Below are 24,221 nucleotides of genomic sequence, written 5' to 3'. Positions count from 1 at the left end.
CACCTGTATCACATATCCACTCTTAATAAATTTATATATTTACATTCACAGCTTCTTTCAAGATTATTTTCATCTACACCGCCATATATGTCTACTATGCAAGAAAACGCACAGCTACCCTAAGATAACCATGCGTTTACGTCATTGTAAAAGTATTCTATTATACGATGCGAACAATCCAGCCTTCTGGTGCTTCGATTTCACCATGTTGAATGCCAAGTAATGTTTCGCGTAATTTTGTTAATGTTGGCCCCATTTCATCCATGCCGCTTGGGAAGAAGATATCTTCTTCTTTGGAATGTACCATTCCCACAGGAGAAATAACAGCCGCTGTACCGCAAAGACCACATTCAGCAAAGTCTTTCAATTCTTCTCTGTACACTTCACGATGTTCTACAGTCATGCCCAAATAATGTTCAGCCACATACATCAAGGAACGACGTGTGATGGATGGAAGAATACTATCGGATTTAGGCGTTACTAATTTGCCATCTTTCGTAATGAAAATAAAGTTCGCTCCACCAGTTTCTTCTACTTTTGTACGAGTTCGGGGATCCAAATACATATTTTCTGCATACCCTGCTTCATGCGCTGCTTCTAAGGCATGCAAGCTCATTGCATAGTTCAAGCCTGCTTTGATGTGACCAGTACCATGTGGCGCTGCACGGTCAAAATCGGAAATTTGGATTTTTAACGGTTTTACACCGCCTTTAAAATAATCCCCTACAGGAGTACCGAAAATACGGAATTGGAACTCATCTGCCGGTTTTACACCGATAACACTGTTAGTACCCATCAAGAATGGACGAAGATACAAACTACCACCTGTGCTATGTGGAGGCACAAACTCTTGGTTTGCTTTTACCACTTCTTTTACAGCCTCAATAAAACGATCTGTTGGAAATGGTTGCATCACAAGGTATTTCGCAGAATCATACATGCGCTCAGCATTTAAATCAGGACGGAAACACACAATGTGACCATCTTTTGTGTAATACGCTTTCAAACCTTCAAAAATCGTTTGCGCATATTGGAATACACCAGCACATTCATTGAGGACAATATTCGCCTCACCCGTTAAACCGCCTTCATCCCATTGACCATCTTTGAAATTAGACACATAACGGAATGGCGTTTCTTTATAACTAAAATCTAAATTGTTCATATCAATCTTTGCCATACTGTCCTCCTACTATTCCATACCCGTGAAAGCCTATGCATCAGTGCATTTTCCTTTTTCACATCATATGAATATTTACTGATTTGTATTTTAGATAAAAACTATTATACACCCAACACGGAAAATGTACAAGAGTACGAGATTAAAAGATGGGGTAGATTCTAAACGTGTATTCTATTCTAATATTGGCAAGAAGTTCTTTTCAAGTAAGTTTCTAAATCATGATCTGTAAAACCTTACATTGATTGAATACATATAAGCTCATCAAGTGTCAGCTCCTTGCCTTTTATTTCTTCCCAACCTGTATCCTTATATATCTTTTCTAAAATACTATGTGTAATCCAAGCCCCACCTGATAGATATCCAGAATTAGTAGATTGAAATACTTCTACATAAAACCGCTTTACTTCGGCCTCCTCGTGCTTTTCATCTACTGACATTTGGTGAATCAACATAGTAGCTATATCATAAACCTTTTGTATTTTATCCGCATCAATTTTATAAAAAGAATCTGTAATCGTAGGTAGGCCTTCTCCATGACCTACCTTTCGTACATGATTCCTCAACGCGCTATCATTCCGCAAGGTATGTATATCAGTCGCTTTATCCCAATACATTTCATGAAGAATCATCGCATCAGCCCTTGCTATGTTTATATGATTAGCATAAAAACTATACACGCATTGTTTCTGATTAGGCCTATCTTCCACAATTTTAATAAGAAGATTATCCATCACTGTTACAGGATCTACTATTAGCTTAATCCCCTCTATCCGTCCATAATAATCATCTATATATCTCTCAACCTGTATCATCGCCAATATAGGAAATTTCCTACGTTCTATATACCTTTGATCTATCAAATCGCTTTCACCTCTATGTATACCATATACACTACTGCTCTTATTTCTGAAAGTATTCTAACATTGGAGAACTTTTTCACTCAACTTTTCTAAAAAAGTTCCCCAATTATTCTAGTCTCTTGAATCTAAGAGTATATTTTAAATCATCTTTACCGTACTCAAACTATTGCACTACTTCTCCACGTTTTTCCTTAACCTTTTTGACTGCCTCAACATAAAAATTATATACCACCTGAGATGAAACAGGGATCTCATCTATATTATGTACATATATGGTATTAAAAATGCTAGGTCTCTGATAATCATGATTTCTAACTTCTGTACTAGTATTAATCACATGTACAAATTCATTGTAATTCATAATCCTTTCTTTACTAGAAAAAGGGAAATTCTTATCTTCAATGGTATATATTTGTTTCTGTTTCAAATCTATAATCAGAATGCCAACCTGAGTATATACATACATATATTTAGATTGAACCTTTATATATCCTGGATATACTAATAAATAATGCTGCGTTATATCCATTAACACTCCATCATATCTGAAAGGTAGATAGGATAACTCTGATACTATATCTTCACTAGCAATTGTTTGGTCTGAATATTCCTTCATCCACTTTTCCCAACTCTGTTTCCTATATTTTGAAAGTAACATCTCACCTCGTTCAGCAGAATACTCCTTTGTCCACATTCTTTCAGAATAGCCCCTATCATATGTTTCGGAATACACTAAGGTTTCACCCAGAAAAATATAATATCCATCAAGCGTTACCACTAAGACCTCATTATCATCCTCACTGTAATAATCTAACACTGACTGTAAAACAGTCGCATTATCTCGATTCCTAACTAAAATTAAAGTCCAATTTTTATCATCCCAAGTATGTGTATCTTCCACCTTATAATACTGAAAGCCATGCACAACATCATTACTAAGCATATAAAATATGCCCCCAACAAGAATAGAACAGAGCAATAACAACATGCCACAAACCGTCAGAATTATCTTAACAACCTTCATTAACACCTCACAGTTTCAATCAGATATCATCACTCTAAATGCAGTAACATTACCAATTATGCCAACTAATATGTCCAACAGTATTTATTTACATTCTATCATAACTACTATCCATTTTCCTAAGATTGTTCCCTAGATTACCTTGGGGGGCGGCTATTTCCTCTACATGAGCCAAACCTATAATTGCCCTCATTCGTAGAGCATCTTTGTGATGATCCACTACATTAGATAATCCCAGAAGAGCGGAACATGTGCCTAAACAAACATTACCAATGGTAGCCTGTGTGTACTATGTCTAAATTAAGCTAACCTAGAAAAGCGGAACATGTGCCTGAACAAACATTATGAAATACCGTTTGTGAAGGTATATGTTCCGCTTTTCCATTGATAAGAGTATCCCCCAGGCTACAAGGAGAGTATGACATATGTTCCGCTCTTCCCTTTGCCTAAGCATGAACCGTCCCAAAATGGAATAGAATAGAAAAGACTCCTATGGGATGATCCCCATAAGAGTCTTTTCGTCTTGCAGTATGTTGTCATGCTTAGATGACTATATAATAACTTCGTTCAGCAGCAAACCAACTTACACATTCGCTGACTCACCGGAGTTGAAGTTACTAACTAAATTATTCCGGCTTTTTAAATTTTGGAGATGTTGGACATGTTTCAGGAGTCACGTCTTTACGAGCTCCCAAATCACCACTACGATCTACATAGGTAGTATGTAACAACTCATGAGCAATATGCCCTAATGGTTTTTCCAAGAAATTAGCATAAGCATCTTTAATTTCAGGGTTTTCATAGGAAGAACGAAGCTTCATGTTGGAATCCCAATTATAAAGACCATCGATACGCTCACCTTTTACTTTATTTGCCACTGGTAATTTTGCACGTGGTTGTCCACCACCGCCGATACAGCCACCTGGGCATGCCATCATTTCGATGAAATCATATGTTTTACCAGATTCTTTCAATTCGTTCAAGAATTCACGGATGTTTTTACCACCATGGCACACAGCCACGTTGATGGTATGTCCACCGATTTCTACAGTAGCTTCTTTCACACCGTCCATACCACGCACATCTGTTAAGTTAAGAAGTGGAGCTGGAGATGGTTCGTCACCAGTGATGAATTTGTAGGATGCACGCATCGCTGCTTCCATAACACCACCAGTATTACCGAAGATAACCCCGCCACCAGTCGCAGCACCGATAAATTTATCGTATGCAGAATCTTCTAGGGCTGCGAAATCTAATTCAGCCTCACGAATCCATTGTGCAAATTCACGTGTTGTAATACAGATGTCTGTATCTGGACCCAAATCTTCGCCAGTGTAACGAGATGCGTTATTTTGCTCCGGACGACGAATTTCTGCTTTTTTAGCAGTACATGGAGCTACAGATACGGATACAATTTTCTTAGGATCAATGTTCATATTTTTGGCAAAATATGTTTTGACCATAGCAGATTCCATAGCGATACAGCTACGAGCGGAAGAGATATGGGATACGTATTCTGGGAAGAATGTTTCACAGAATTTTACCCATGCTGGACAACAGCTAGTGAACTGTGGCAATGGACCTGTACCATGTAATTTACGTTCTAATAATTCGCTTGCTTCTTCCATAATGGTTAAGTCAGCACCGAAGTTAGTATCTACTACATAGTCTGCGCCCAAGGAACGAAGGGCTGCAATCATTTTGCCTTCTTGGTAAGTACCAGGTTCAAATCCGAATTCTTCACCGATAGATACGCGAACGGCTGGAGCCGTTTGGATAACCACGATTTTATCAGGATCTGCAATAGCTTCTTTTACTTTATCTAATTCTGTACGTTCGTACATTGCACCAAATGGGCAAATTACCGCACATTGACCACATTGGATACAAATAGGATTATCTCCTGTTGCTTCCAAATCATAATAGTCAAGTACGCTCATAGTGTCAGCACATGCTTTACGACATAGAGTACAGTTCTTACATTTTTCTAAATCATGAATAATCGCCACATTATCCTCAGCAATAGGGGCACGGCGATCAAGATGTTGGAATCGACTTTCGAAACTCATTATTATGCACCTCACATAGTGTAAACAATACTAGTTATGTATTCATTAACTTTCCGTCATATTATAACAAATATTCAGACTTGTGAAAATAAATAAATATGCCATTTATTTTCCTATTCTTTTAAGTTCTAGTAAAATTTTACGCATCCACTTAGAATATACATTTATGTCATTTTTATGTTACATTTGTCACACATGTAGATTTTTATTATATATTTTTCATATTATATCTTTCAAAATCCATATACCCAAAAAACTACTAGGATTTTGACCACAATAGCAGAAAACAGGAGAGTTTCCCCTCCTGTTTCTATGTTATTTCAGTTCAAATAACGGAACATTTTTAGCTTGGTCTCCCAAGGCTGTTTGTGTAAATGTATTAATAAATTGTTGTACTGCTAATGTAGGCGTTAAACGTCCCTCAATAACTGCATCTTCAATACCTCCACGGCAAGATACAATTTCTGGTGCCCGATAGAACAAGTTTTGTAAATGCTCTTCCACCATGGAATATACCCACGATAAAGTTTGGTCACGGCGACGTGCTTGTAGCACTCCATTGCCTTTACATTGTTCCATGAATTTTTCAATCACACCTTGCCACAATTCCATGATGCCGTCCCCAGTGTAGGCAGAACATGTGTACGCATGGGTTGTCCATTGTTCTGTGGCATCTCGAATGAACCATAAAATACGTTCATATTCTTGGCGTGTTACTTTGGCACGTTGCAAGTTATCTCCGTCGGCCTTATTGACTACAATAGCATCTGCTAATTCCATAACACCTTTTTTCATACCTTGCAATTCATCGCCAGCACCAGTCAAGACAACTAGTAAGAAGAAGTCTACCATAGAACGCACTGTAGTTTCACTTTGACCTACCCCTACAGTTTCTACCAGGATTGTATCATACCCTGCTGCTTCACATAGAAGTAAGGTTTCTCTACTTTTACGGGTCAAACCGCCCAAGGTACCCCCCGATGGGGATGGGCGAATGAATGCATTCGGCTCCCGTGAAAGTTGTTCCATCCGAGTCTTATCTCCAAGGATAGATCCACCGGTCACAGTACTAGATGGGTCAACCGCAAGAACCGCTACTTTATGACCATTTTGACATAGTTTTGTTCCTAGCGCTTCAATTAAGGTAGATTTACCAGCCCCAGGTACCCCTGTTATCCCTACACGAGTGGATTTACCTGTATACGGTAACAAGCGCTGAATGACTTGTTGCGCCATTTCAAAATGTGCTGCTGCATTACTTTCAATTAATGTGATGGCACGGGATAAAATCATCCGATTACCCGCCAGTACCCCTTCTACATAGTCATCGACGGTCAATTTTTTCCGTTTTACTACCTTAGGAGCTACCGGTTTTTGTGGCGCATTCGTATGTGCATCCATCCCATCATGACCACCGTCCACGCCACGCATGACGCGGCATGCAAATTTATCATCTTTCTCCTCAGGAACCCAAGAAGGCTTATAGGTATCATCACTCATAAGACACCCTCCTTTCACCGATTCGAATATGACAAACACGCAATCAGTAGCCAGCTACAAAGTAGCACGAGGCACTGACTACGTGTCATGTCTTACTTATGTTTAAGTATAGAACAATCTACTATAGATTATTCTTCCTCTTCTAGACGTTCTTCTAACAATTCGAGAACTTTTTTAGCACATACTGGAATGATTGTACCAGGTCCGAAGATCGCTGCTGCACCATGCTCATAGAGATAATCATAATCTTGAGCTGGGATAACGCCACCGATAACAACCATAATATCTTCACGGCCTAATTTTTTAAGCTCTTCACATAATTGAGGCATCAATGTTTTGTGCCCTGCTGCTAAGGAACTCATACCCACGATATGTACGTCATTATCTACGGCATCTTTCGCTGCTTCTTCTGGAGTTTGGAATAAAGGTCCGATATCTACATCATAGCCCATATCTGCGAAGGCTGTAGAAATTACCTTAGCTCCACGGTCATGACCATCTTGACCCATTTTCGCTACGAAAATACGAGGACGGCGACCATGTTTTTCTTCAAATTTTTCAGTCATGCTACGTACTTCTGTGATCACATCATCATCGCTGAATTCGCTGCTGTATACACCAGAAATAGAGCGAATAATCGCTTTATGACGGCCACATACTTTTTCTACCGCATCAGAGATTTCACCTTTAGAGGCACGAGCACGAGCTGCTTCTACGGCTAATTCAAGCAAGTTTCCTTCTCCTGTTTCCATCGCTTTTGTAATGGCATCCAAACAGCTGCGTACTTTATCGTTATCACGATTAGCACGCAATGTTTTCAATCGTTCGATCTGTGCCAAACGTACAGCTGTATTATCAACTTCTAAGATATCTAATGGATCTTCTTTATCAAGGCGCAAGTAGTTAACACCGACAATTTTTTCACTGCCGGAGTCAATGTGCGCTTGGCGACGAGCTGCCGCTTCTTCGATACGCATTTTTGGAAGACCTGTATCAATCGCTTTAGACATACCACCCAAGGCTTCAACTTCTTGGATATGAGCCCATGCTTTACGGATCAATTGGTTAGTCAAGAATTCTACATAGTAAGAACCGCCCCATGGGTCGATAACTTTACATACATTAGTTTCATCTTGGATATACAATTGCGTATTACGAGCAATACGGGCCGAGAAGTCTGTAGGCAAGGCAATCGCTTCGTCAAGAGCATTCGTATGCAAGGATTGTGTATGACCCAAGGCTGCTGCCATCGCTTCGATACATGTACGAGTGATGTTATTGAATGGATCTTGTTCTGTTAAAGACCAACCAGATGTTTGGGAATGTGTACGCAATGCCATAGATTTAACATTTTTCGGACCAAAGGATTTAACAATCTTAGCCCATAACATACGGCCTGCACGCATTTTAGCGATTTCCATGAAGTAGTTTTTACCCATCGCCCAGAAGAAGGATAAGCGTGGTGCGAATTGGTCAACGGTAAGACCCGCTGCCACACCAGTACGCAAGTATTCCAAACCATCCGCCAATGTGTAACCTAATTCGATATCTGCTGTGGCACCTGCTTCTTGCATGTGGTAACCAGAGATAGAAATACTATTAAATTTAGGCATGTATTTAGATGTATACGCAAAGATATCACCAATGATACGCATAGATGCTGCTGGTGGATAAATGTAAGTATTACGCACCATGAACTCTTTCAAGATATCATTTTGGATTGTACCTGCCATAACAGATTTATCTACGCCTTGTTCTTCACCAGCTAAGATATAGAAGGCCATAACTGGTAATACGGCACCATTCATTGTCATAGATACAGACATTTGATCCAATGGGATACCAGAGAACAAGATCTCCATATCCAAGATGGAGTCTACCGCAACGCCGGCTTTACCAACGTCACCTACTACACGAGGATGGTCGGAGTCATAGCCACGGTGAGTAGCCAAGTCGAAGGCGATAGACAAACCTTTTTGACCAGCCGCTAAGTTACGACGGTAAAAGGCATTGGATTCTTCCGCTGTGGAGAAACCAGCGTACTGACGTACTGTCCAAGGACGTTGTACATACATAGTACCATATGGTCCACGAAGATACGGAGGAATACCCGCTACGTATTGTAAATGGTTACATTGATCATAAATAGAGGAATCATACACAGGACCCACATCGATTTGTTCCATAGTACGAATGAAGTTGTCATCATAAGATTTGCCAGTTTCAGCTTGCAATTGCTCTTTCCATGCATCGAAATCGGATGCTTTTGGGCTAGCAGCTGTAAAAGGAATATTTCTAAAATCCGGAATCATCTACATCATTCCTTTCTCGCGTTGCATTGCTAATAATGTTTGATAGCAATTGGAGCGTACACTAATATAATCATCCATGCCTGCTGCATCGCAAAGCTCTTTCAACTCTGCAGATGGAGCCCCTGCCAAGAATACTTTCATAGTTGGGCGAGCATCTTTAATGCCTTTCGTCACAGCTGGCGCCAATTCTGGATAGGTATCGTCAGTGGAACATACAATTGTCACGTCTGCATTCGATGCTAAGGCAGCTGCTACTGCTTCGTCTACAGTTGGGAATCCATCATTTGTAAGCACGTCAAATTCAGCTACTTGCATGAAAGAAGTAACAAAATCGGCTCTCGCTTTATGTTGAGGAATAGGTCCCATGTTAGCCAAGAAGATTTTAATATTGTCCCCATTATGTGTTTCTTTGAAGTTTTCAGTACGCATACGCAATTCTTCATATTGTTCTGTCCAACGATGAGATAGAATTGCTTTCACTGTGATACCTTCGCTACCATCTGCTAAGGCTTCGAACACTTGTCCAAAACTAGCACCAGCTACGAGTGCCGTATACGCAGCGCTTACTAAAGAACCTAGTTCACTGAAATCAGATTCTTGTAGTTTTTTTAGAGCTAATTCAGCTGCATCAGTTGTACCCACATTAGCTAATGCTGCTACACGAGCTTGGCGTAAGCCCTCAAAATCTACCACTGGTACTTCTAGTAATTCTTCCGTCATATTTGGATACATGTTACTACCAACGGCACGATCTTTACGAGTTGCCAAGTTTTTAAAGCGGCTTTGTAAAATAGCATCCACGGCTTCTTGCGTTTCACCAGATACTAATGTTTCTAAGATGCCACCTTTACCTTCTAATTCTTGGAACAATGCCCAAGATTTTTCAGTCAATTCTTGTGTTAATGGTTCTAAGTACCAGCTACCACCGGCAGGGTCAACTGGTTGAATGAAGTTGAACTCTTGTTGCTCCATGATTTGAATATTACGGGCAATACGGCGAGAGAATTCATCACTTGGACGAATGCAGCCATCAAGAGGTCTTACAAACATACCATCCATACCACCTACTACTGCGGAGAAGGATTGAGAACCAGCACGCAATAAGTTTACATACGGGTCAAATACAGTTTGTGTGAAGTGAGATGTACTTACGAACAAGTTAATTTTCTTCGCTTCTTCATCACCACCGCAATGTTCAACAATTTGAGCCCATACCATTTTTATAGCACGTAGTTTCGCAATTTCCATGAAGAAATTAGCGCCTACGCTGACATGGAAACGGATTTGTTTTGCAAATGTATTTACATCAATACCACGGCGTTCCATGGCACGTAAATATGTCACAGCTGTAGACATAGCAAAGCCTAATTCTTGTACATCATTGCCACCGCCATTATGGTACACATCTGTGTCTACCAACACTGTGCGTAATTGTGGTGCATGTGCAGATGCCCAAGCAATGGTATGTGCCATATCGTCAAAATATTCATCCATAGGGCGTGGTAAATGACCGTCTTGTGCCAAAGTACCAATTGGATCTGCCCCAATCATACCGGACAAGGATTTCACATCCACCCCTCGGGATTCGCAAAGTGCATGTAAAGCAGCCGCCCAACATACGCTACTAGCACCTGTACGAATATCTAATTCTTTTGTAGTTAAGTCCATGCCTTTTAATAAAGCTTCCACTTCTTCTACAGTGGACAAGGATACCCCTACATCAGCCACATCCTTAGCTTCAGCTTTCGTAGCATCTTGTCCTTTCCGTGTAGCACTATCTAGCGTGAAACTGATAGCTGTGCTACCTTTATCTAATTCAAATTGTAACATGTCATGCATGTCAGCAATTGTTTTTCCATCACAACGTTGTGCAATTGTCCAAGGTGTATGGATATATCCACTAGCTTTCGCTCCCCGTAAATTGCTATCACGACCAGGATATGTCAAGTTTTGAGTCAATCCTTCTTGGTCGCTCAACCAATACATTGGTTGTAAAGTAATTCCTTCGTATGTTTTTGTATACATACTTTTTTGGAAATCTTTCCCTTTCAAGATACCTTCTACCGTCGTTTTCCACTCCTCGTAGGTAGGGATAGAAAACTCATCAAACGATACGTCTGGTAGCTCAAACTGTTCTTCGTGAACTTGTGGTTCATGATGCTTGTCTTGTCCCATAGTCTAGCTTCCTTTCTCTGACCACATAGGCATACGTTCCCTTACTCAAACCACTTTTCTAGTGAGATTTGCCTCATCATAGAGATTCTAATAGCTTATGTAATCGTTGCAGCTCTCATAAAAATAAAATAAACAATTAGAAAATGGGTATACCCTACCCAACCCTATAACTCATCACCCTACCTAGTCTTTTACTGAAAGATATAACTACCATTCATAAAAGAAAAACCGTTTTCGATGGAAAACGGTAGGTTATGATTTAGCGTATGCACTTAGCGCAAAACCATCTCTACCCGTCTCTCGCGGATCTAACGACATGCTTCTTACGGCAGTTCTTCTGACTCAGGATCTTCGCTACGCTTCGCCTTCCCAGTTTCCCAGTGACGTTACATGAAGTTTCGCTCCCCTTTACAGCGGCGGGACCGTGTTGGCTTTTCACCAAGCTTCCCTATTAAGCCTTGCGGCACCAGTAAGGCGAATATAAAGTTATACCTTGATTATAAACTGTTTTCTGAAAGAATAGAACGTCATTTACAGACTATAACAACATTTCACGTTGACATAAACTTCAGTTATCATAAGATATCTTTATTGCATTTTACAAGCTCATCAACACAATAATTAACAGTTATCTCATAATAGACTGTTATTTTATTACCACAAGTTATTTACCACATAATTAAAATTTATTCTTAATATAAAACAGAGGTACGCCTACAGCAGCATACCTCTGTTCACTTTCTCATATTCTATTAGAAAATTTATTTCTTTTTCCATTCCATTATTTCAAAACCATAGTTGCGAATATGTTCTTTCAATAGTTCCAAATATTTTTTCGCAATCGGACTTGGTTCTAGCATATGTGGCATTAAGTACCCCATAGTCATCGTATCTTCTACATCCAATGGGATAGCGATAATCTTGTCATCGTTTAACTCACGGCTCAAAATACCAGAACTAATGGTATATCCATTTAAGCCGACCATTAAGTTAAAAATTGTAGCACGGTCCGATACTTTGATCGTCATTTTTCTGTCCAAAGTACTTAAGATTTCCTCTGAAAAATAGAAGGAGTTATCTTCCCCTTGGTCATAACTTAAGTATGGGAAATCTTCTAATTCTTCTAGTGTAATTTTATCTTGTTTCGCTAATGGATGTTCACGACACAAAAATACATGTGGTTCCGCTTCAAATAATGGGTAGAACGTCAATTTATACTCTTTAAATAACTTTTCCATCACTTGACGATTGAAATTATTCAAATACAAAATACCCAATTCGCTTTTAAATGTCGCTAAATCTTCAAAAATATTTTGCGTTTCTGTTTCACGTAAACCAAATTGATATTCATCAGTATCTACACTTTTGATAAGCTCTACAAATGCATGGACCACAAAGGCATAATGCTGAGCCGAAATAAAGAAGTGTTCTTTTCGTTTTGTATTCGATTTATATCGCTCTTCTAATAATTGAATTTGATCTAGTACTTGCCGAGCATAAATCATAAATTCTCGACCATCATGAGTCAAAGTAACTCCTGATTTAGTACGCAATAGTAGTTGAACACCCATTTCATGTTCTAATTCTTTCACTGCATTGGATAAGCTAGGTTGGGATAAATATAATTCCTTAGCCGCTTCATTAATAGATCCTTTTTCTGCAATTTTTTCTAAATATTGTAATTGTTGTATTCTCATCTGTATTGGCCTTTTCTATATCTATCATGAAGTACATCCATTGATCATTACTTTCATAGGAATGAAAAACCTAACGAGTAAGATATACATACTTACACGTTAGGTACTTCATGTTGTTAACGATTCCATTATTCACCCTCATAGGGTAATAGTCTTGTACAAATATAATACAAAAAAGACCTCTCATCGTCAACATTTAATTTCTATCAAATTCTTAGGAATTACAGAAAACCTTACTTCTATGCGACTTTCACCAATTAATGGAAAATCAAAATACAAATGGTAGAAGTAATGAAAGTAATTAATACTGGCACTGCAGTTCGTTTTACTAAATCAAAACTAGAAATATTTGCCACACCAGCCACGGCAATCATAACTGCACTAATTGGGCTTAACAAACGTCCTACAGAGGCCGCATTTTGCATACCAAGTAGCATAGTAATTGCATTACCACCTAATTCTTTGGCAAAGTTTGGCACTAATGGGGAGAATGCAAACATAGAGGCCACACCAGAGCCCATCACAATGCTCAACACTAAAATAATACCAGATACAATAACACCTACTATATCTGCTTGGATGGAGAAGGTTTTAATGAATGCTACGAACTCATTAACAATTCCTAACGATGTCAAACCAAATGCAAAGGTTTCCCCTGCTACGATTAAAGTTACGGTATTTGTAAATTGATCGCCCATACCTTTAAAGAATGTTTGGATAGACGCAGCTACTTTTCGGAAATCACGGAATCGAATGAATTCAAACACCATAGCAATGAATAAGCTCAAGAACATCGCCAAGTTTACATTCATCTTAATGCCCGCAATGCCATATTTACTAAATCCTAACATAAATACAAGTGGCAAGAATGGTAATACTAGGTACACAAAAGGTCCTACTGCTACTTCTTCTTGTGCTTCTGTATGTACTACTTCGGACGGAACATGACCAGATTTTTTATCCATATATTGTTGCCAAATGTAATGAGCAACGGCCGTCACAATACCACAGATAATATATACTTTTAATTGATAGCCTACGAAGTATTCTTCTACTCCTAACCCCACTGTTTTAGACACTAATAGACTTGTAGCAGAGGCTGGTCCAATATCCAACAAATGACCAGTAGCTACCGCTGCCGCCGCCCCAACTGGACTTACGCCTAAGCGTACCAAGATAGGGAAAATAGTGCCCATCATCAACATAGCTAGACCGGATGCGCTAGGGATTACCAAGGACATAAACATATTCACTAAGAATGTTAAAGATAATACCAAATAAGGCGCTTTCATCGCTTGCAATGGTTTAATCGCAGTTGTCACCAAACGAGAGCTAGCACCGATATGATCCATGTATTTAGCAAAACCAGTACATGTCATAATCATGAGACCCAAGCCTGCTGCATCCTTTGCAGTGGTATTATTAATCCACTCAAAGGCATCGAAGAACATCATACCAGTTCCTTTTTTCGCCTCCACGAACTCCGTTGTATACCCAAGGAAGTACGCCCCTAGCATCATAATTAAACCACCTAAGAGCAATACTGTTTGTGCTTTAAACTTTTTAATTACCAATGTACCTGCGCCTAAAATTACAATAGCGCACAACAATAAATTCATAACTACTTCTCCCTTACCCATTCAAAATAGGCTACTTAATAATTTGCTTTCGACTGTTGAAAGTCTTCTTGAATCTTAGCCAATAAGCTCGGTGTGGTAAGAATTTCCTCTACTGTAAGAGCGATTCCCTTAGCACCGTACATAATGGCATCCTCTGCTAGCTGAGTTTTTCCATTATCTAACCATTCTTGGGAATGACTAGTCACCCCTCTACCTACAAATTTAACCCGCAAACAAGCTCCTGGTACGCGGAAGGTAACACTGGAAAAATCTGTAGAGCCAGTGACTTTACGTGGCTCAGAAATATCTGGTGCACCCACTTGTTCCGCATTCTTTAAGAGCAAGTCATTCAAGCTTTGCACATTGACCTTATTATCATAGGCTTTCACTTCATCCCATTCCATAGTGGCTCCCACTTGCAAGGCTGCCCCTTGCGCCACTTGTTTCACACGCTCCACTACTTCATCTAAGCGAATACGACTAGAAGATCGAATATACCACTGTGTACAGGCATAATCTGGCACGATGTTAGCAGCCTTGCCACCATCGGTGATAATCCCATGCATACGTACTTCTGTAGGTACATGCTCTCGAAGATATTCCATACCATTAAAGAACAACAATACCGCATCCAAAGCACTGATGCCTTTTTCTGGAGCAATGGCTGCATGAGCGGATTTACCATGGAATTTAATATTCACCAAATTAAGGGCTAAAGATTTGCCATCTACCGTGGTAGAATCACTACCATGCATCATGAAAGCCACATCTAAATCGTCAAATACTCCTTCTTTTGCCATCACCAATTTACCAGATGCGGTTTCCTCTGCCGGCGTTCCATAGACCACCAATGTAGCTGGCACTTGTAAGGTACGACGTAAACCAATCGCTGCCGCACAAATGGAAGGTCCTTGTAGATTATGCCCACAGGCATGACCTAATCCTTCTAAGGCATCATATTCACAGAGTAGTCCAATCTTAGGACCTCCTCCTTGCACATGGTAGACCGCACGGAAGGCCGTTTTTAGTCCACTCACTTCACGGTCCACAGTAAATCCTTCCCGTTCTAACAAATCGGTCAATTTACCATGGGCTAAAAATTCTTCATTCCCTAATTCTGGATGGTCGAAGAAAAAATCATTCAATGTTTTCATGGATCCTCGCAAGGATTCAATTTCTTTGAGTAATTGACTCATCACTTTCTCCTTTCTTGCACAATAGACATGCACAACTCTATGACTACAGGAATTACATCCCCTCTGTTTTCTCTTCTGAAAGTCCTGCTATAACTGAGCAGCAATAGCAGTATTCCGAATACTTCTATTATATAGATTTCTAGTGAAAGTTCCAATACATATAGCATACGATTCTCCTATTTTCTCTATGCTAATTTCATATGTATATCCCTAGATTCTAATTTTCATTATATTTCATTCTATAGCTTTTACCTATAACAAACTATATATATTAAGAATTGGTCTATATAGAAAAAAATTGGTATCATAAGAACATGTTTTACAGATATGAAAGGAACCAGCCATGAGCGAAACTATACAACAAAAACGACCAACATTATCTTACGAAATATTCCCTCCTAACACACAAGTGGGAGATGAAAAAATCATTACTGTATTAGATGAATTAAAAAGCCTAAAACCAGAGTTCATCTCTGTTACCTGCAGTAATAAACAACGCAATATTGAAGAAACAACTATCAAGTTGTCCAACTATGTACAAAATACATTGCACATCCCTACGAAAGCCCATTTGCCGGCTATTTATTTATCTAAAGAACAAGTGCGCTCCGTCATTGATCAATTAGATCAACTAGGTATCCATAAGCTATTAGCACTTCGTGGTGATATTTTAGAAGACCTACCACCAGTAGGAGACTTCAAATATGCTTCTGAACTCGTGCATTTTGTAAAAGACTATGCTCCGCACTTTCAAATTTCTGGTGCTTGCTATCCAGAAGTACATCCAGATTCACCTAACCAATTACAGGATATTAAATTCTTAAAAGAAAAAGTAGATGCTGGCTGTGAACTATTAGTAACACAATTTTTCTTAGATAACAATGTATTCTACGATTTCCAAGAAAAATGTGCCTTAGCAGGTATTGATACACCAATCTTAGCAGGGGTAATGCCTATCATCAACCGCAACCAAGCCTTGCGTCTTTTAACAAGCAATGCTACCGCTATTCCACGCAAATTTAAAGCTATTTTAGACAAATATGAGCATGACCCAGTCGCCCTTCGCGATGCTGGCCTTGCCTATGCATTAAATCAAATCGTAGACCTTGTAACAGAAGGCATATCTGGCATTCATTTATACACAATGAACCAATCCAATACAGCGTTGTATATCGAAAATGCAGCACGTTCTTTATTTAGCTCTCCTATTTATGAAAGCCAATAAATAAGAAGCACAATATAGCCTACAACACGTATAGTATACATACAAATTATAAAAAGAATGCTCTACCTAGTGTCTCTCTAAGAGAACCTAAGTAGAGCGTTCTTTTTCTTCATTTTGGCCTTATCAGTATAGTTATATTGCAGAAACAATTTTCTTTTATCAATATCCTCTAAATATAATGTCGTGGCACCCTTTCTGAAAAGTTACAGAATATTTCATAGGGAATAGTCCCAACCAAATAGGCCAATTCAAGCGCTGTAATACTCTCTTGTCCTTGTTGTCCTAGTAGTACAACCACATCTCCTGGGGCTACTGTTATATGATTAGGTACTTTCACCATGAATTGGTCCATACAGATGCGACCTACAATAGGACAGCGTGTGCCATGAATCAACACAGACCCTTTATTTGATAAGGATCTAGGATACCCATCGGCGTATCCTACAGGTATGGTAGCAATTGTTTCCTCCCCCGTTGTTGTATACGTGCTGCCATAGCCGATCGATGAACCTTTCGGTAAATGTTGTACATGTACTACCTTACTATATAAACTCAAAGCCGGTTTCAATCCCAATCGATTCGGCACATCCATAGATGGCATAATACCATATTGAATAATACCTGGTCGAGCATCGTTAAATAAACTATCTTTTACTGCTAACAATCCAGCACTATTAGCCAAAGAAAAACGATATGCTTCATCCCGATGGGCACGAATCATTTCTACGACCTTTCTAAATTGCTCCACTTGAAAATTAGCATGACTTTGATCGGCTGCATCTCCATTTGCTAAGTGAGAAAAAAATCCATCAACTCGTAAATATTCATAAGATTCTACTTTTTCTAAAAATGCCAATACATCCTCTAGCTTACTACCGATACGATGCATACCTGTATCTACAGCAATGGCGCACTCTACAATTGTTTCATGTCGACGAGCACATTCATTTAAAGCTTCTAAATCTGTAGATTCACAAATAGCAGGTCTAGAATGCCCTTCTATTACCAAATCAAAGGATTGAGGCAACGTTAAACCTAATAGATAAATAGGTACCGTGATGCCCGCCTCACGCAAAGGAATAGCCTCTTCTGGGAAAGCTACAGCTAGCGACTCATACCCTTCCTCTACGGCAATCCGCCCTACCATGACACTCCCATGTCCATAGGCATTCGCTTTCACCACTGCTGTACTCGTGCACCACTCCGGCAAACAATCTTTAATTTTCCTTAAATTACTTCGTATTTGTGCTGTATCAATTTCTACATAGGTAGGTCTCACACATTCACCCTCTTATTGTTAGTATATACACTCTAGTATTGGCTAATATACTATTTACTAAGCTAGTATAATAGCCCTTGAATATCCCAAATTATCATCTATATGACTGATGTATCATCTATAAAATGCCCAGGTACTATTTATTATAGAACACAATGAGCACCTATAGATAACTATAGACGACTACAAATAATCATCATCGACTATAAAATTCTATATTCATTTTACTATTATACACCTAAATAGAATCAAATTCTCTAGATAATCAAATATTTTCTTTGAAGTAGTGAAAATTTTAAAGTATATTATAGAACAGAAAACATACTTTGCGAAATTTCTACTGTTCTTCCGCCAAACTACCTTATAGAGATCTTTTTGATTACTTCAAAATTCATATACTTCTATTAAGCAAAGAGAGTGGCACTAATTATATAAGATAACTAGGCGCTAAAAACTTTTTATTTGAACAACCCCACATTTGATAAAGGGTGCGTAAAAAGACTGACTACAGAATCTTATAAACAAGATTCCGAGTCAGTCCTTATTTATTATCTATTTAGTTTTACATTATACCTAACCGACGTACGTTACATTATGGCATATTGAAAGGCCATACCATTGGAATGATGATAAGACTTACAATAAAGCATACTACGATTAATGGAGTACCTGCTTTCACATAATCCATAAATTTGTAATTACCAGGTGTTAATACGATTGTATTAGGTGGTGTACCTACAGGTGTGGCGAATGCACAAGATGCGGCAACACCAATCGCCATAAGTACTGCATGAGGGCTTGCACCCATCGCTTGGGCAATAGAGATACCAATTGGAGCTAACAATGCACAAGATGCTGTGTTGGACATAAATTGTGTTAATACACAAGATAAGATAAATAACACAGCTGTTGCAAAGTAAGGGCTTGGATTATCCCCCATGATACTTACTACTGCATGAGCAATCATTTTACCAGCACCAGAATCATTCATAGCCGCTGCTACTGGCATCATACCTGCAAATAGAAAAATAGTTACCCAATCTATAGATTGATATGCTTGTTTCTCTTTCAAGCAACCTGCTAATACAGCTAAAATAGCACCTACAATAGCAGCTAAATGAAGAGGAACGTTAATACCAATACTTTTCAATGGATCAGACAATGCCATGAATAATACAACGCCTAATAGGATGATACCAGAGTACCACATTTTTTTAGGATCGTTAGAAATTTCACTAGCATCCACTTCTTGTTCTACTTCAGCATCTGCATTACCATCATGTTTAGGTAAAAAATGTTTACCAATCGTTACCATATAGATCATAAATGCAACTGTTAAAGGAATACCAATCCATGCAAATTCAAAGAAACCGAATTGAGGTAGTTTAGCTTGGCCTAATGCACCATTGATGATGATATTAGGAGGTGTACCTACTAATGTGATGATACCACCAATCCCAGCAGCAAATGCCATAGGCATTAATTGACGGGATGCTGGAATTTTAGCAGATGCACAAATACCAATAACTACTGGCAATAACGCTGCTGCCGTACCTGTGTTAGAAAGCACAGAGGACATACCTGCTGTTACAAGCATTAAAGCAATCATAAGACCGTTTTCACTTTTACCTGCTTTATTAACAACGGAAATACCAATTTTTTGTGCCAAACCAGTATGGAATAATGCAGCACCAATAATAAACATACCTGCGAATAAAACTACTGTACTATCGGATAAACCGCTAAATACTTGTTTCATTGGAATAACACCTAATAAACCAAGTGCCATAGCACCACCGATAGAAGTAATTGCGAGTGGAATAATTTCTGTTACAAATAATAACGCCATTACACCAAGGACAATTAAGGTTTGTACAGCCGGATCCATAAGAATCAACTCCTCCCTAAGGGATACATTCCTTATTAGCCGCAAAACGCTCTAAAAACAAGCGCATATAATATAGGAAGATAGGCCAATAAGAAATAACATAATCGCCGCTACTCCATACCCTTCTACTGTACAAGGGTATCCAAAATGCAGCCACTCTCCAAGTAGGCCACGGCGGAGAAAAAAGCTATATGTTTTTCGTTTTTGAAACCATTTAGATTTTCGCTCTTCACCTAATAGGAGCGCGGTGATGATAAAAATAAAAAGCGCAATACAAATACAAGCAAAAACCTTTCCTTCGTCTGATAATATCATAGGCGTCACCTCATACATAATAAAAAGTGAAAAAAGTCTGAGTATTTCTAAAGCGCTGTAAGACAAACTAAATAGTTTATCATAAAAAGTATCTGTAATAGCCTAGGCAACCCTTAGGCGGATTGCCTAGACACTGTTACAAATTATTTCATCATAGCAAGCATCGTACCAGCTGCTACAGCTGTACCGATAACACCTGCTACATTTGGTCCCATCGCATGCATCAATAGGAAGTTCGAAGGATTTGCCTGTGAACCAACCACTTGCGATACGCGGGCCGCCATTGGTACCGCAGATACACCAGCGGAGCCGATTAATGGATTTGTTTTACCACCATCTGCCCAGCACATTAATTTACCGAAGATTACACCACCAGCGGTGCCACCGATGAAGGCAACTAAACCTAATACGATAATTTTAATGGTTTCTAAATTTAAGAAACTGTCTGCTGTCATTGTAAGACCAGTACCAGTAGCCAAGAAGATTGTTACTGTGTTAATCAAAGCATTTTCAGAAGTATCTGCCAAACGTGATGTTACACCAGATTCACGGAATAAATTACCAAGCATCAACATGCCTAATAAAGAAGTGATTGGTGGTAACAACAAGGAAATGGAAATTGTCGCTACTACTGGGAAAACAACTTTTTCAAAACGAGTTACTTCACGCAATTGTTCCATTACAATCTCACGGTCTTTTTGAGTTGTGAATAACTTCATAACCGGAGGTTGAATCAATGGTACAAGAGACATATAGGAATATGCCGCTACTGCGATAGCACCTAATAACTCAGGCGCTAATTTTGAAGCTAAATAGATGGATGTAGGACCGTCAGCGCCACCGATGATACCGATAGCTGCTGCTTGTTTAGCAGTAAATCCAACCATCATCGCTCCACCAAGAGCCACGAATACGCCGATTTGAGCTGCTGCACCTAATAATAATGTTTTAGGATTTGCAATGAGTGGACCAAAGTCGGTCATTGCGCCTACCCCTAGGAAGATAAGAGGTGGGAAAATTTCGTATTTAATCCCTAAACCAATTAGGTTCATCACACCTTCATGGAAACCATTATTAGGAATGTTGGCCAAAATACATCCAAATGCGATTGGACTCAATAATAGAGGTTCAAAGCCTTTCGCAAAAGCTAAATACAATAAGATAATTCCGACAAGGATCATGATACCATGACCCATTGTGAAACTAATAAAACCACTATCCACCCAAACAGAGTTGAGTGCAACAAGAAAAGCGTCCATATGGAGTTCCTCCTTTAGTAATAGAAGGGTTTAGTTTAAGCAGTATAAAGTTATGATTAGCCTAAAACAACTAAAGCGTCGCCAGTTGCTACAGTTTGGTTAGCTGCTACACGAACTTCAGCTACTGTTGCATCATGTGGAGCGTAGATTTCGTTTTGCATTTTCATAGCTTCTAAGATGCAAAGAAGATCGCCTTTTTTAACTGCTTGGCCAGCTGTAACTGCTACGGATAAGATTTTACCTGGCATTGGGCATTTTACTGTTTCTGCGCCTGCTGGTACTGGAGCTGCTGCCGCTGCTGGAGCTGGAGCTGCTGCTGGATCTGCTTTAGGAGCTGGAGCTGCTGCTTTAGGTGCTGCTGCCACTGGAGCTGCGCCGCCAACTTCATTTACTTCTACTTCATAAACTGTACCGTTTACTGTAACATTGAACTTTTTCATTATAACTTCCTCCTGAATTACCTATTTGTAATGAAACTTTTTCATAAGCTTTAGATTAGCTTATAGGGCCTGTAAACGACTAGCTAGTCGCCAAGAATTAGACACTACAGGGCGAATGGATGCAATTTGGTTTTGCGAATAGCCCATAGCAACGATAGCACTGACAATAGCTGCTACAACTTCTGTTTCTTTGTTAGCAGCTTGTGCGTTGGTAGTCTTATTCATTAAGTTCTCCTCCAAACTATCTGGTTACATTCCTACCTAGCAGTCTACCGTCCAATTTCCAACCTGTGCTCACAATCGGTCTTACGGAAGCAATTTGTGATTTGGAATATCCCATCGCACATACTGCTGCCACGATGGCTGCAACCACTTCATCATGATTAGTAGTCGTTGCTGCACTAGGAGCTGTGGCTGATGATACCTCTGCTACCTCAGCCTTAGTTGACTTTTTTTTTGTAGGATCTACTAGATAAATAATATGCATAAGCACGCCTAATAAAATTAGAACGGCGAATACAATTGTCATATTGATGGCCATAATTAGCCACGGATTATCTGTCATACTTTCACCTCATTAATAGAGAACCATGATAGTAGAATCATGCAAGAAGCAAAGTGTGTAGTATGCCTCTACCTAATATCTTATAGAGGGATATTACCGTGTTTTTTCGGAGCACGGGTTTCGCGTTTACTTGCCAACATTGCTAATGCATTGATGATAGCAGGACGAGTATGTTTAGGTTCAATTACTACGTCAACGAATCCACGTTCAGCAGCTTTGTATGGAGTTGCGAACTCTTCTACATATTTAGCTGTTTTTTCATCTTTATCTTCATCGCGTTTGAAAATGATGTTAGCTGCACCAGCAGGTCCCATTACAGCGATTTCAGATGTAGGCCATGCATACACTTGGTCTGCACCCAAATCTTGGGAACACATTGCAAGGTAAGATCCACCATATGCTTTACGAGTGATAACAGTAATTTTAGGTACTGTTGCTTCAGAGTAAGCATATAACATTTTCGCACCGTGACGAATAATGCCACCCCATTCTTGGTTTGTGCCCGGTAGGAAGCCCGGTACGTCAACGAAGTTTACAACAGGAATGTTGAAAGCATCACAGAAACGGATAAAGCGGGAAGATTTGTCGGATGCATTGATGTCTAAGCAACCTGCCATTACGCGTGGTTGGTTAGCAATGATACCTACGCTTTGTCCAGCAAAACGTGCGAAACATGTAATAATATTTTGTGCATAGTGTGGTTGTACTTCATAGTATTCACCATTATCGACTGTTGCACGGATAACATCGAACATGTCATAAGGCATATTTGGATTGTCTGGAAGTAAAGTATTTAAACCTTCATCTTCACGAGCTGGGTCATCACCAGTATCAACTAATGGAGTATCTTCCATGTTGTTGCTTGGTAAGAAGCTCAACAAGTAACGAATTTGTGCTAAGCAATCATCTTCGTTTTCAGTTGCAAAGTGAGCTACACCAGATACACTGTTATGAGCCATTGCACCACCAAGGTCTTCTGCTGTTACTTCTTCTGCTGTTACAGATTTGATAACTGCTGGACCAGTGATGAACATTTGAGATGTATGTTTAACCATGTAGATAAAGTCAGTTAATGCTGGGGAATACACAGCACCACCTGCACATGGTCCCATGATAACAGAGATTTGTGGAATAACGCCAGAAGCGTTAGTGTTTTCAAAGAAGATTTTACCGTAGCCAGCTAATGCGTCTACTGCTTCTTGAATACGAGCTCCACCGGAGTCATTGATACCGATAATAGGAGCACCCATTTTCATCGCCATACGTTGTGCTTTAACGATTTTAGCAGCGTGCATTTCCCCAAGGGAACCACCTTCTACTGTAAAATCTTGAGCAAAAGCAAATACCAAACGTCCGTCGATAGTACCGTAACCAGTTACTACGCCTTCACCAGGTAATTCTTTTTTCTCTTGACCGAAGTTTACACAACGATGTTTAACGAATTGATCCAATTCAACGAAGCTATTATCGTCGAATAATTTTTCAATACGTTCACGAGCTGTATATTTACCACTCGCGTGTTGTTTTTCTACGCGTTTTTCACCGCCACCTTGTTTTACAGTGGACAGCTTTTTGTGCAATAATTCAATTTTTTCCTGAACTGTTGCCATTTTAC

At 39.4% G+C, this 24,221-nt stretch carries 19 protein-coding genes and 1 riboswitch; of the genes, 1 reads left to right on the top strand and 18 read right to left on the bottom strand.

Annotated elements, in window-relative coordinates:
* Positions 1 to 160 precede the first annotated feature (160 nt).
* The 10 genes from EO118_RS04785 to EO118_RS04740 form a co-directional block, all read right to left on the bottom strand.
* The gene (locus EO118_RS04785) at positions 161 to 1,180 is read right to left on the bottom strand and encodes a branched-chain amino acid aminotransferase (RefSeq protein WP_127068884.1); all 1,020 of its coding nucleotides are present in this window, start codon (positions 1,178 to 1,180) and stop codon (positions 161 to 163) included.
* A gap of 236 nt (positions 1,181 to 1,416) precedes the next feature.
* Positions 1,417 to 2,043: a hypothetical protein gene (locus EO118_RS04780; protein WP_127068883.1), complete on the bottom strand. Its 627-nt coding sequence runs from the start codon at positions 2,041 to 2,043 to the stop codon at positions 1,417 to 1,419.
* A 163-nt stretch (positions 2,044 to 2,206) separates the two neighbouring features.
* The gene (locus EO118_RS04775; RefSeq protein WP_127068882.1) at positions 2,207 to 3,067 is read right to left on the bottom strand and encodes a hypothetical protein; all 861 of its coding nucleotides are present in this window, start codon (positions 3,065 to 3,067) and stop codon (positions 2,207 to 2,209) included.
* Positions 3,068 to 3,693: 626 nt separating this feature from the next.
* Positions 3,694 to 5,136: a [FeFe] hydrogenase, group A gene (locus EO118_RS04770; RefSeq protein WP_127068881.1), complete on the bottom strand. Its 1,443-nt coding sequence runs from the start codon at positions 5,134 to 5,136 to the stop codon at positions 3,694 to 3,696.
* A gap of 315 nt (positions 5,137 to 5,451) precedes the next feature.
* The gene (gene meaB / locus EO118_RS04765) at positions 5,452 to 6,636 is read right to left on the bottom strand and encodes a methylmalonyl Co-A mutase-associated GTPase MeaB (RefSeq protein WP_127068880.1); all 1,185 of its coding nucleotides are present in this window, start codon (positions 6,634 to 6,636) and stop codon (positions 5,452 to 5,454) included.
* A gap of 128 nt (positions 6,637 to 6,764) precedes the next feature.
* The gene (gene scpA / locus EO118_RS04760) at positions 6,765 to 8,948 is read right to left on the bottom strand and encodes a methylmalonyl-CoA mutase (RefSeq protein WP_127068879.1); all 2,184 of its coding nucleotides are present in this window, start codon (positions 8,946 to 8,948) and stop codon (positions 6,765 to 6,767) included.
* Positions 8,949 to 11,123 carry a methylmalonyl-CoA mutase family protein gene (locus EO118_RS04755; protein ID WP_127068878.1) on the bottom strand — a complete coding sequence of 725 codons (2,175 nt, stop codon included), beginning with the start codon at positions 11,121 to 11,123 and terminating at the stop codon, positions 8,949 to 8,951. It lies immediately after the preceding gene.
* A gap of 309 nt (positions 11,124 to 11,432) precedes the next feature.
* A riboswitch (cobalamin riboswitch) is annotated at positions 11,433 to 11,609 on the bottom strand.
* A gap of 275 nt (positions 11,610 to 11,884) precedes the next feature.
* Positions 11,885 to 12,820, bottom strand: a complete 936-nt coding sequence (locus EO118_RS04750; RefSeq protein WP_009352929.1) for a LysR family transcriptional regulator — start codon at positions 12,818 to 12,820, stop codon at positions 11,885 to 11,887.
* 257 nt (positions 12,821 to 13,077) lie between these two features.
* Complete coding sequence (gene dcuC, locus EO118_RS04745) at positions 13,078 to 14,439, bottom strand: C4-dicarboxylate transporter DcuC (RefSeq protein ID WP_127068877.1); 1,362 nt, start codon at positions 14,437 to 14,439, stop codon at positions 13,078 to 13,080.
* 35 nt (positions 14,440 to 14,474) lie between these two features.
* Positions 14,475 to 15,635, bottom strand: a complete 1,161-nt coding sequence (locus EO118_RS04740) for a M20 family metallopeptidase (RefSeq protein WP_127068876.1) — start codon at positions 15,633 to 15,635, stop codon at positions 14,475 to 14,477.
* A 343-nt stretch (positions 15,636 to 15,978) separates the two neighbouring features.
* On the opposite strand from EO118_RS04740, the gene metF reads away from it, so the two are divergent.
* Positions 15,979 to 16,860 (top strand): methylenetetrahydrofolate reductase [NAD(P)H], encoded by an 882-nt coding sequence (gene metF, locus EO118_RS04735; RefSeq protein WP_127068875.1) that lies wholly within the window; start codon positions 15,979 to 15,981, stop codon positions 16,858 to 16,860.
* Positions 16,861 to 17,029: 169 nt separating this feature from the next.
* On the opposite strand, the gene alr is transcribed toward metF, so the two are convergent.
* The 8 genes from alr to EO118_RS04700 form a co-directional block, all read right to left on the bottom strand.
* The gene (gene alr, locus EO118_RS04730; protein ID WP_127068874.1) at positions 17,030 to 18,139 is read right to left on the bottom strand and encodes an alanine racemase; all 1,110 of its coding nucleotides are present in this window, start codon (positions 18,137 to 18,139) and stop codon (positions 17,030 to 17,032) included.
* A gap of 592 nt (positions 18,140 to 18,731) precedes the next feature.
* Positions 18,732 to 20,027 carry an SLC13 family permease gene (locus tag EO118_RS04725; protein WP_127068873.1) on the bottom strand — a complete coding sequence of 432 codons (1,296 nt, stop codon included), beginning with the start codon at positions 20,025 to 20,027 and terminating at the stop codon, positions 18,732 to 18,734.
* A gap of 51 nt (positions 20,028 to 20,078) precedes the next feature.
* Positions 20,079 to 20,342, bottom strand: coding sequence for a hypothetical protein (locus EO118_RS04720; RefSeq protein ID WP_127068872.1), 264 nt, complete (start codon positions 20,340 to 20,342; stop codon positions 20,079 to 20,081).
* A gap of 143 nt (positions 20,343 to 20,485) precedes the next feature.
* Positions 20,486 to 21,601, bottom strand: a complete 1,116-nt coding sequence (locus tag EO118_RS04715; RefSeq protein ID WP_127068871.1) for a sodium ion-translocating decarboxylase subunit beta — start codon at positions 21,599 to 21,601, stop codon at positions 20,486 to 20,488.
* A gap of 56 nt (positions 21,602 to 21,657) precedes the next feature.
* The gene (locus EO118_RS04710; protein ID WP_127068870.1) at positions 21,658 to 22,041 is read right to left on the bottom strand and encodes a biotin/lipoyl-containing protein; all 384 of its coding nucleotides are present in this window, start codon (positions 22,039 to 22,041) and stop codon (positions 21,658 to 21,660) included.
* Positions 22,042 to 22,101: 60 nt separating this feature from the next.
* Positions 22,102 to 22,266, bottom strand: coding sequence for a hypothetical protein (locus EO118_RS08615; protein WP_009352831.1), 165 nt, complete (start codon positions 22,264 to 22,266; stop codon positions 22,102 to 22,104).
* A 16-nt stretch (positions 22,267 to 22,282) separates the two neighbouring features.
* On the bottom strand, positions 22,283 to 22,606 hold the full coding sequence (locus EO118_RS04705; RefSeq protein ID WP_127068869.1) for an OadG family protein: 324 nt from the start codon (positions 22,604 to 22,606) through the stop codon (positions 22,283 to 22,285).
* A gap of 80 nt (positions 22,607 to 22,686) precedes the next feature.
* On the bottom strand, positions 22,687 to 24,216 hold the full coding sequence (locus tag EO118_RS04700; protein ID WP_126939950.1) for a carboxyl transferase domain-containing protein: 1,530 nt from the start codon (positions 24,214 to 24,216) through the stop codon (positions 22,687 to 22,689).
* Positions 24,217 to 24,221: the final 5 nt, after the last annotated feature.

This window comes from Veillonella sp. 3891, from assembly GCF_003992315.1.
GTDB lineage: Bacteria > Bacillota > Negativicutes > Veillonellales > Veillonellaceae > F0422.
The sequence above is the reverse complement of the archived record's forward strand: the minus strand, read 5'-3'. Positions and strand labels throughout refer to the sequence as shown.

Bases quoted from the DNA above. Each gene is read 5' to 3' on its own strand.
- EO118_RS04775 (WP_127068882.1), bottom strand. From the start codon at position 3,067: ATGAAGGTTGTTAAGATAATTCTGACGGTTTGTGGCATGTTGTTATTG.
- EO118_RS04725 (WP_127068873.1), bottom strand. From the start codon at position 20,027: ATGGATCCGGCTGTACAAACCTTAATTGTCCTTGGTGTAATGGCGTTA.
- EO118_RS04715 (WP_127068871.1), bottom strand. From the start codon at position 21,601: ATGGACGCTTTTCTTGTTGCACTCAACTCTGTTTGGGTGGATAGTGGT.
- meaB (WP_127068880.1), bottom strand. From the start codon at position 6,636: ATGAGTGATGATACCTATAAGCCTTCTTGGGTTCCTGAGGAGAAAGAT.
- EO118_RS04705 (WP_127068869.1), bottom strand. From the start codon at position 22,606: ATGACAGATAATCCGTGGCTAATTATGGCCATCAATATGACAATTGTA.
- metF (WP_127068875.1), top strand. From the start codon at position 15,979: ATGAGCGAAACTATACAACAAAAACGACCAACATTATCTTACGAAATA.
- EO118_RS04740 (WP_127068876.1), bottom strand. From the start codon at position 15,635: ATGAGTCAATTACTCAAAGAAATTGAATCCTTGCGAGGATCCATGAAA.
- EO118_RS04770 (WP_127068881.1), bottom strand. From the start codon at position 5,136: ATGAGTTTCGAAAGTCGATTCCAACATCTTGATCGCCGTGCCCCTATT.
- EO118_RS04750 (WP_009352929.1), bottom strand. From the start codon at position 12,820: ATGAGAATACAACAATTACAATATTTAGAAAAAATTGCAGAAAAAGGA.
- dcuC (WP_127068877.1), bottom strand. From the start codon at position 14,439: ATGAATTTATTGTTGTGCGCTATTGTAATTTTAGGCGCAGGTACATTG.
- EO118_RS04755 (WP_127068878.1), bottom strand. From the start codon at position 11,123: ATGGGACAAGACAAGCATCATGAACCACAAGTTCACGAAGAACAGTTT.
- EO118_RS04720 (WP_127068872.1), bottom strand. From the start codon at position 20,342: ATGATATTATCAGACGAAGGAAAGGTTTTTGCTTGTATTTGTATTGCG.
- EO118_RS04700 (WP_126939950.1), bottom strand. From the start codon at position 24,216: ATGGCAACAGTTCAGGAAAAAATTGAATTATTGCACAAAAAGCTGTCC.
- scpA (WP_127068879.1), bottom strand. From the start codon at position 8,948: ATGATTCCGGATTTTAGAAATATTCCTTTTACAGCTGCTAGCCCAAAA.
- EO118_RS04785 (WP_127068884.1), bottom strand. From the start codon at position 1,180: ATGGCAAAGATTGATATGAACAATTTAGATTTTAGTTATAAAGAAACG.
- EO118_RS04710 (WP_127068870.1), bottom strand. From the start codon at position 22,041: ATGAAAAAGTTCAATGTTACAGTAAACGGTACAGTTTATGAAGTAGAA.
- EO118_RS08615 (WP_009352831.1), bottom strand. From the start codon at position 22,266: ATGAATAAGACTACCAACGCACAAGCTGCTAACAAAGAAACAGAAGTT.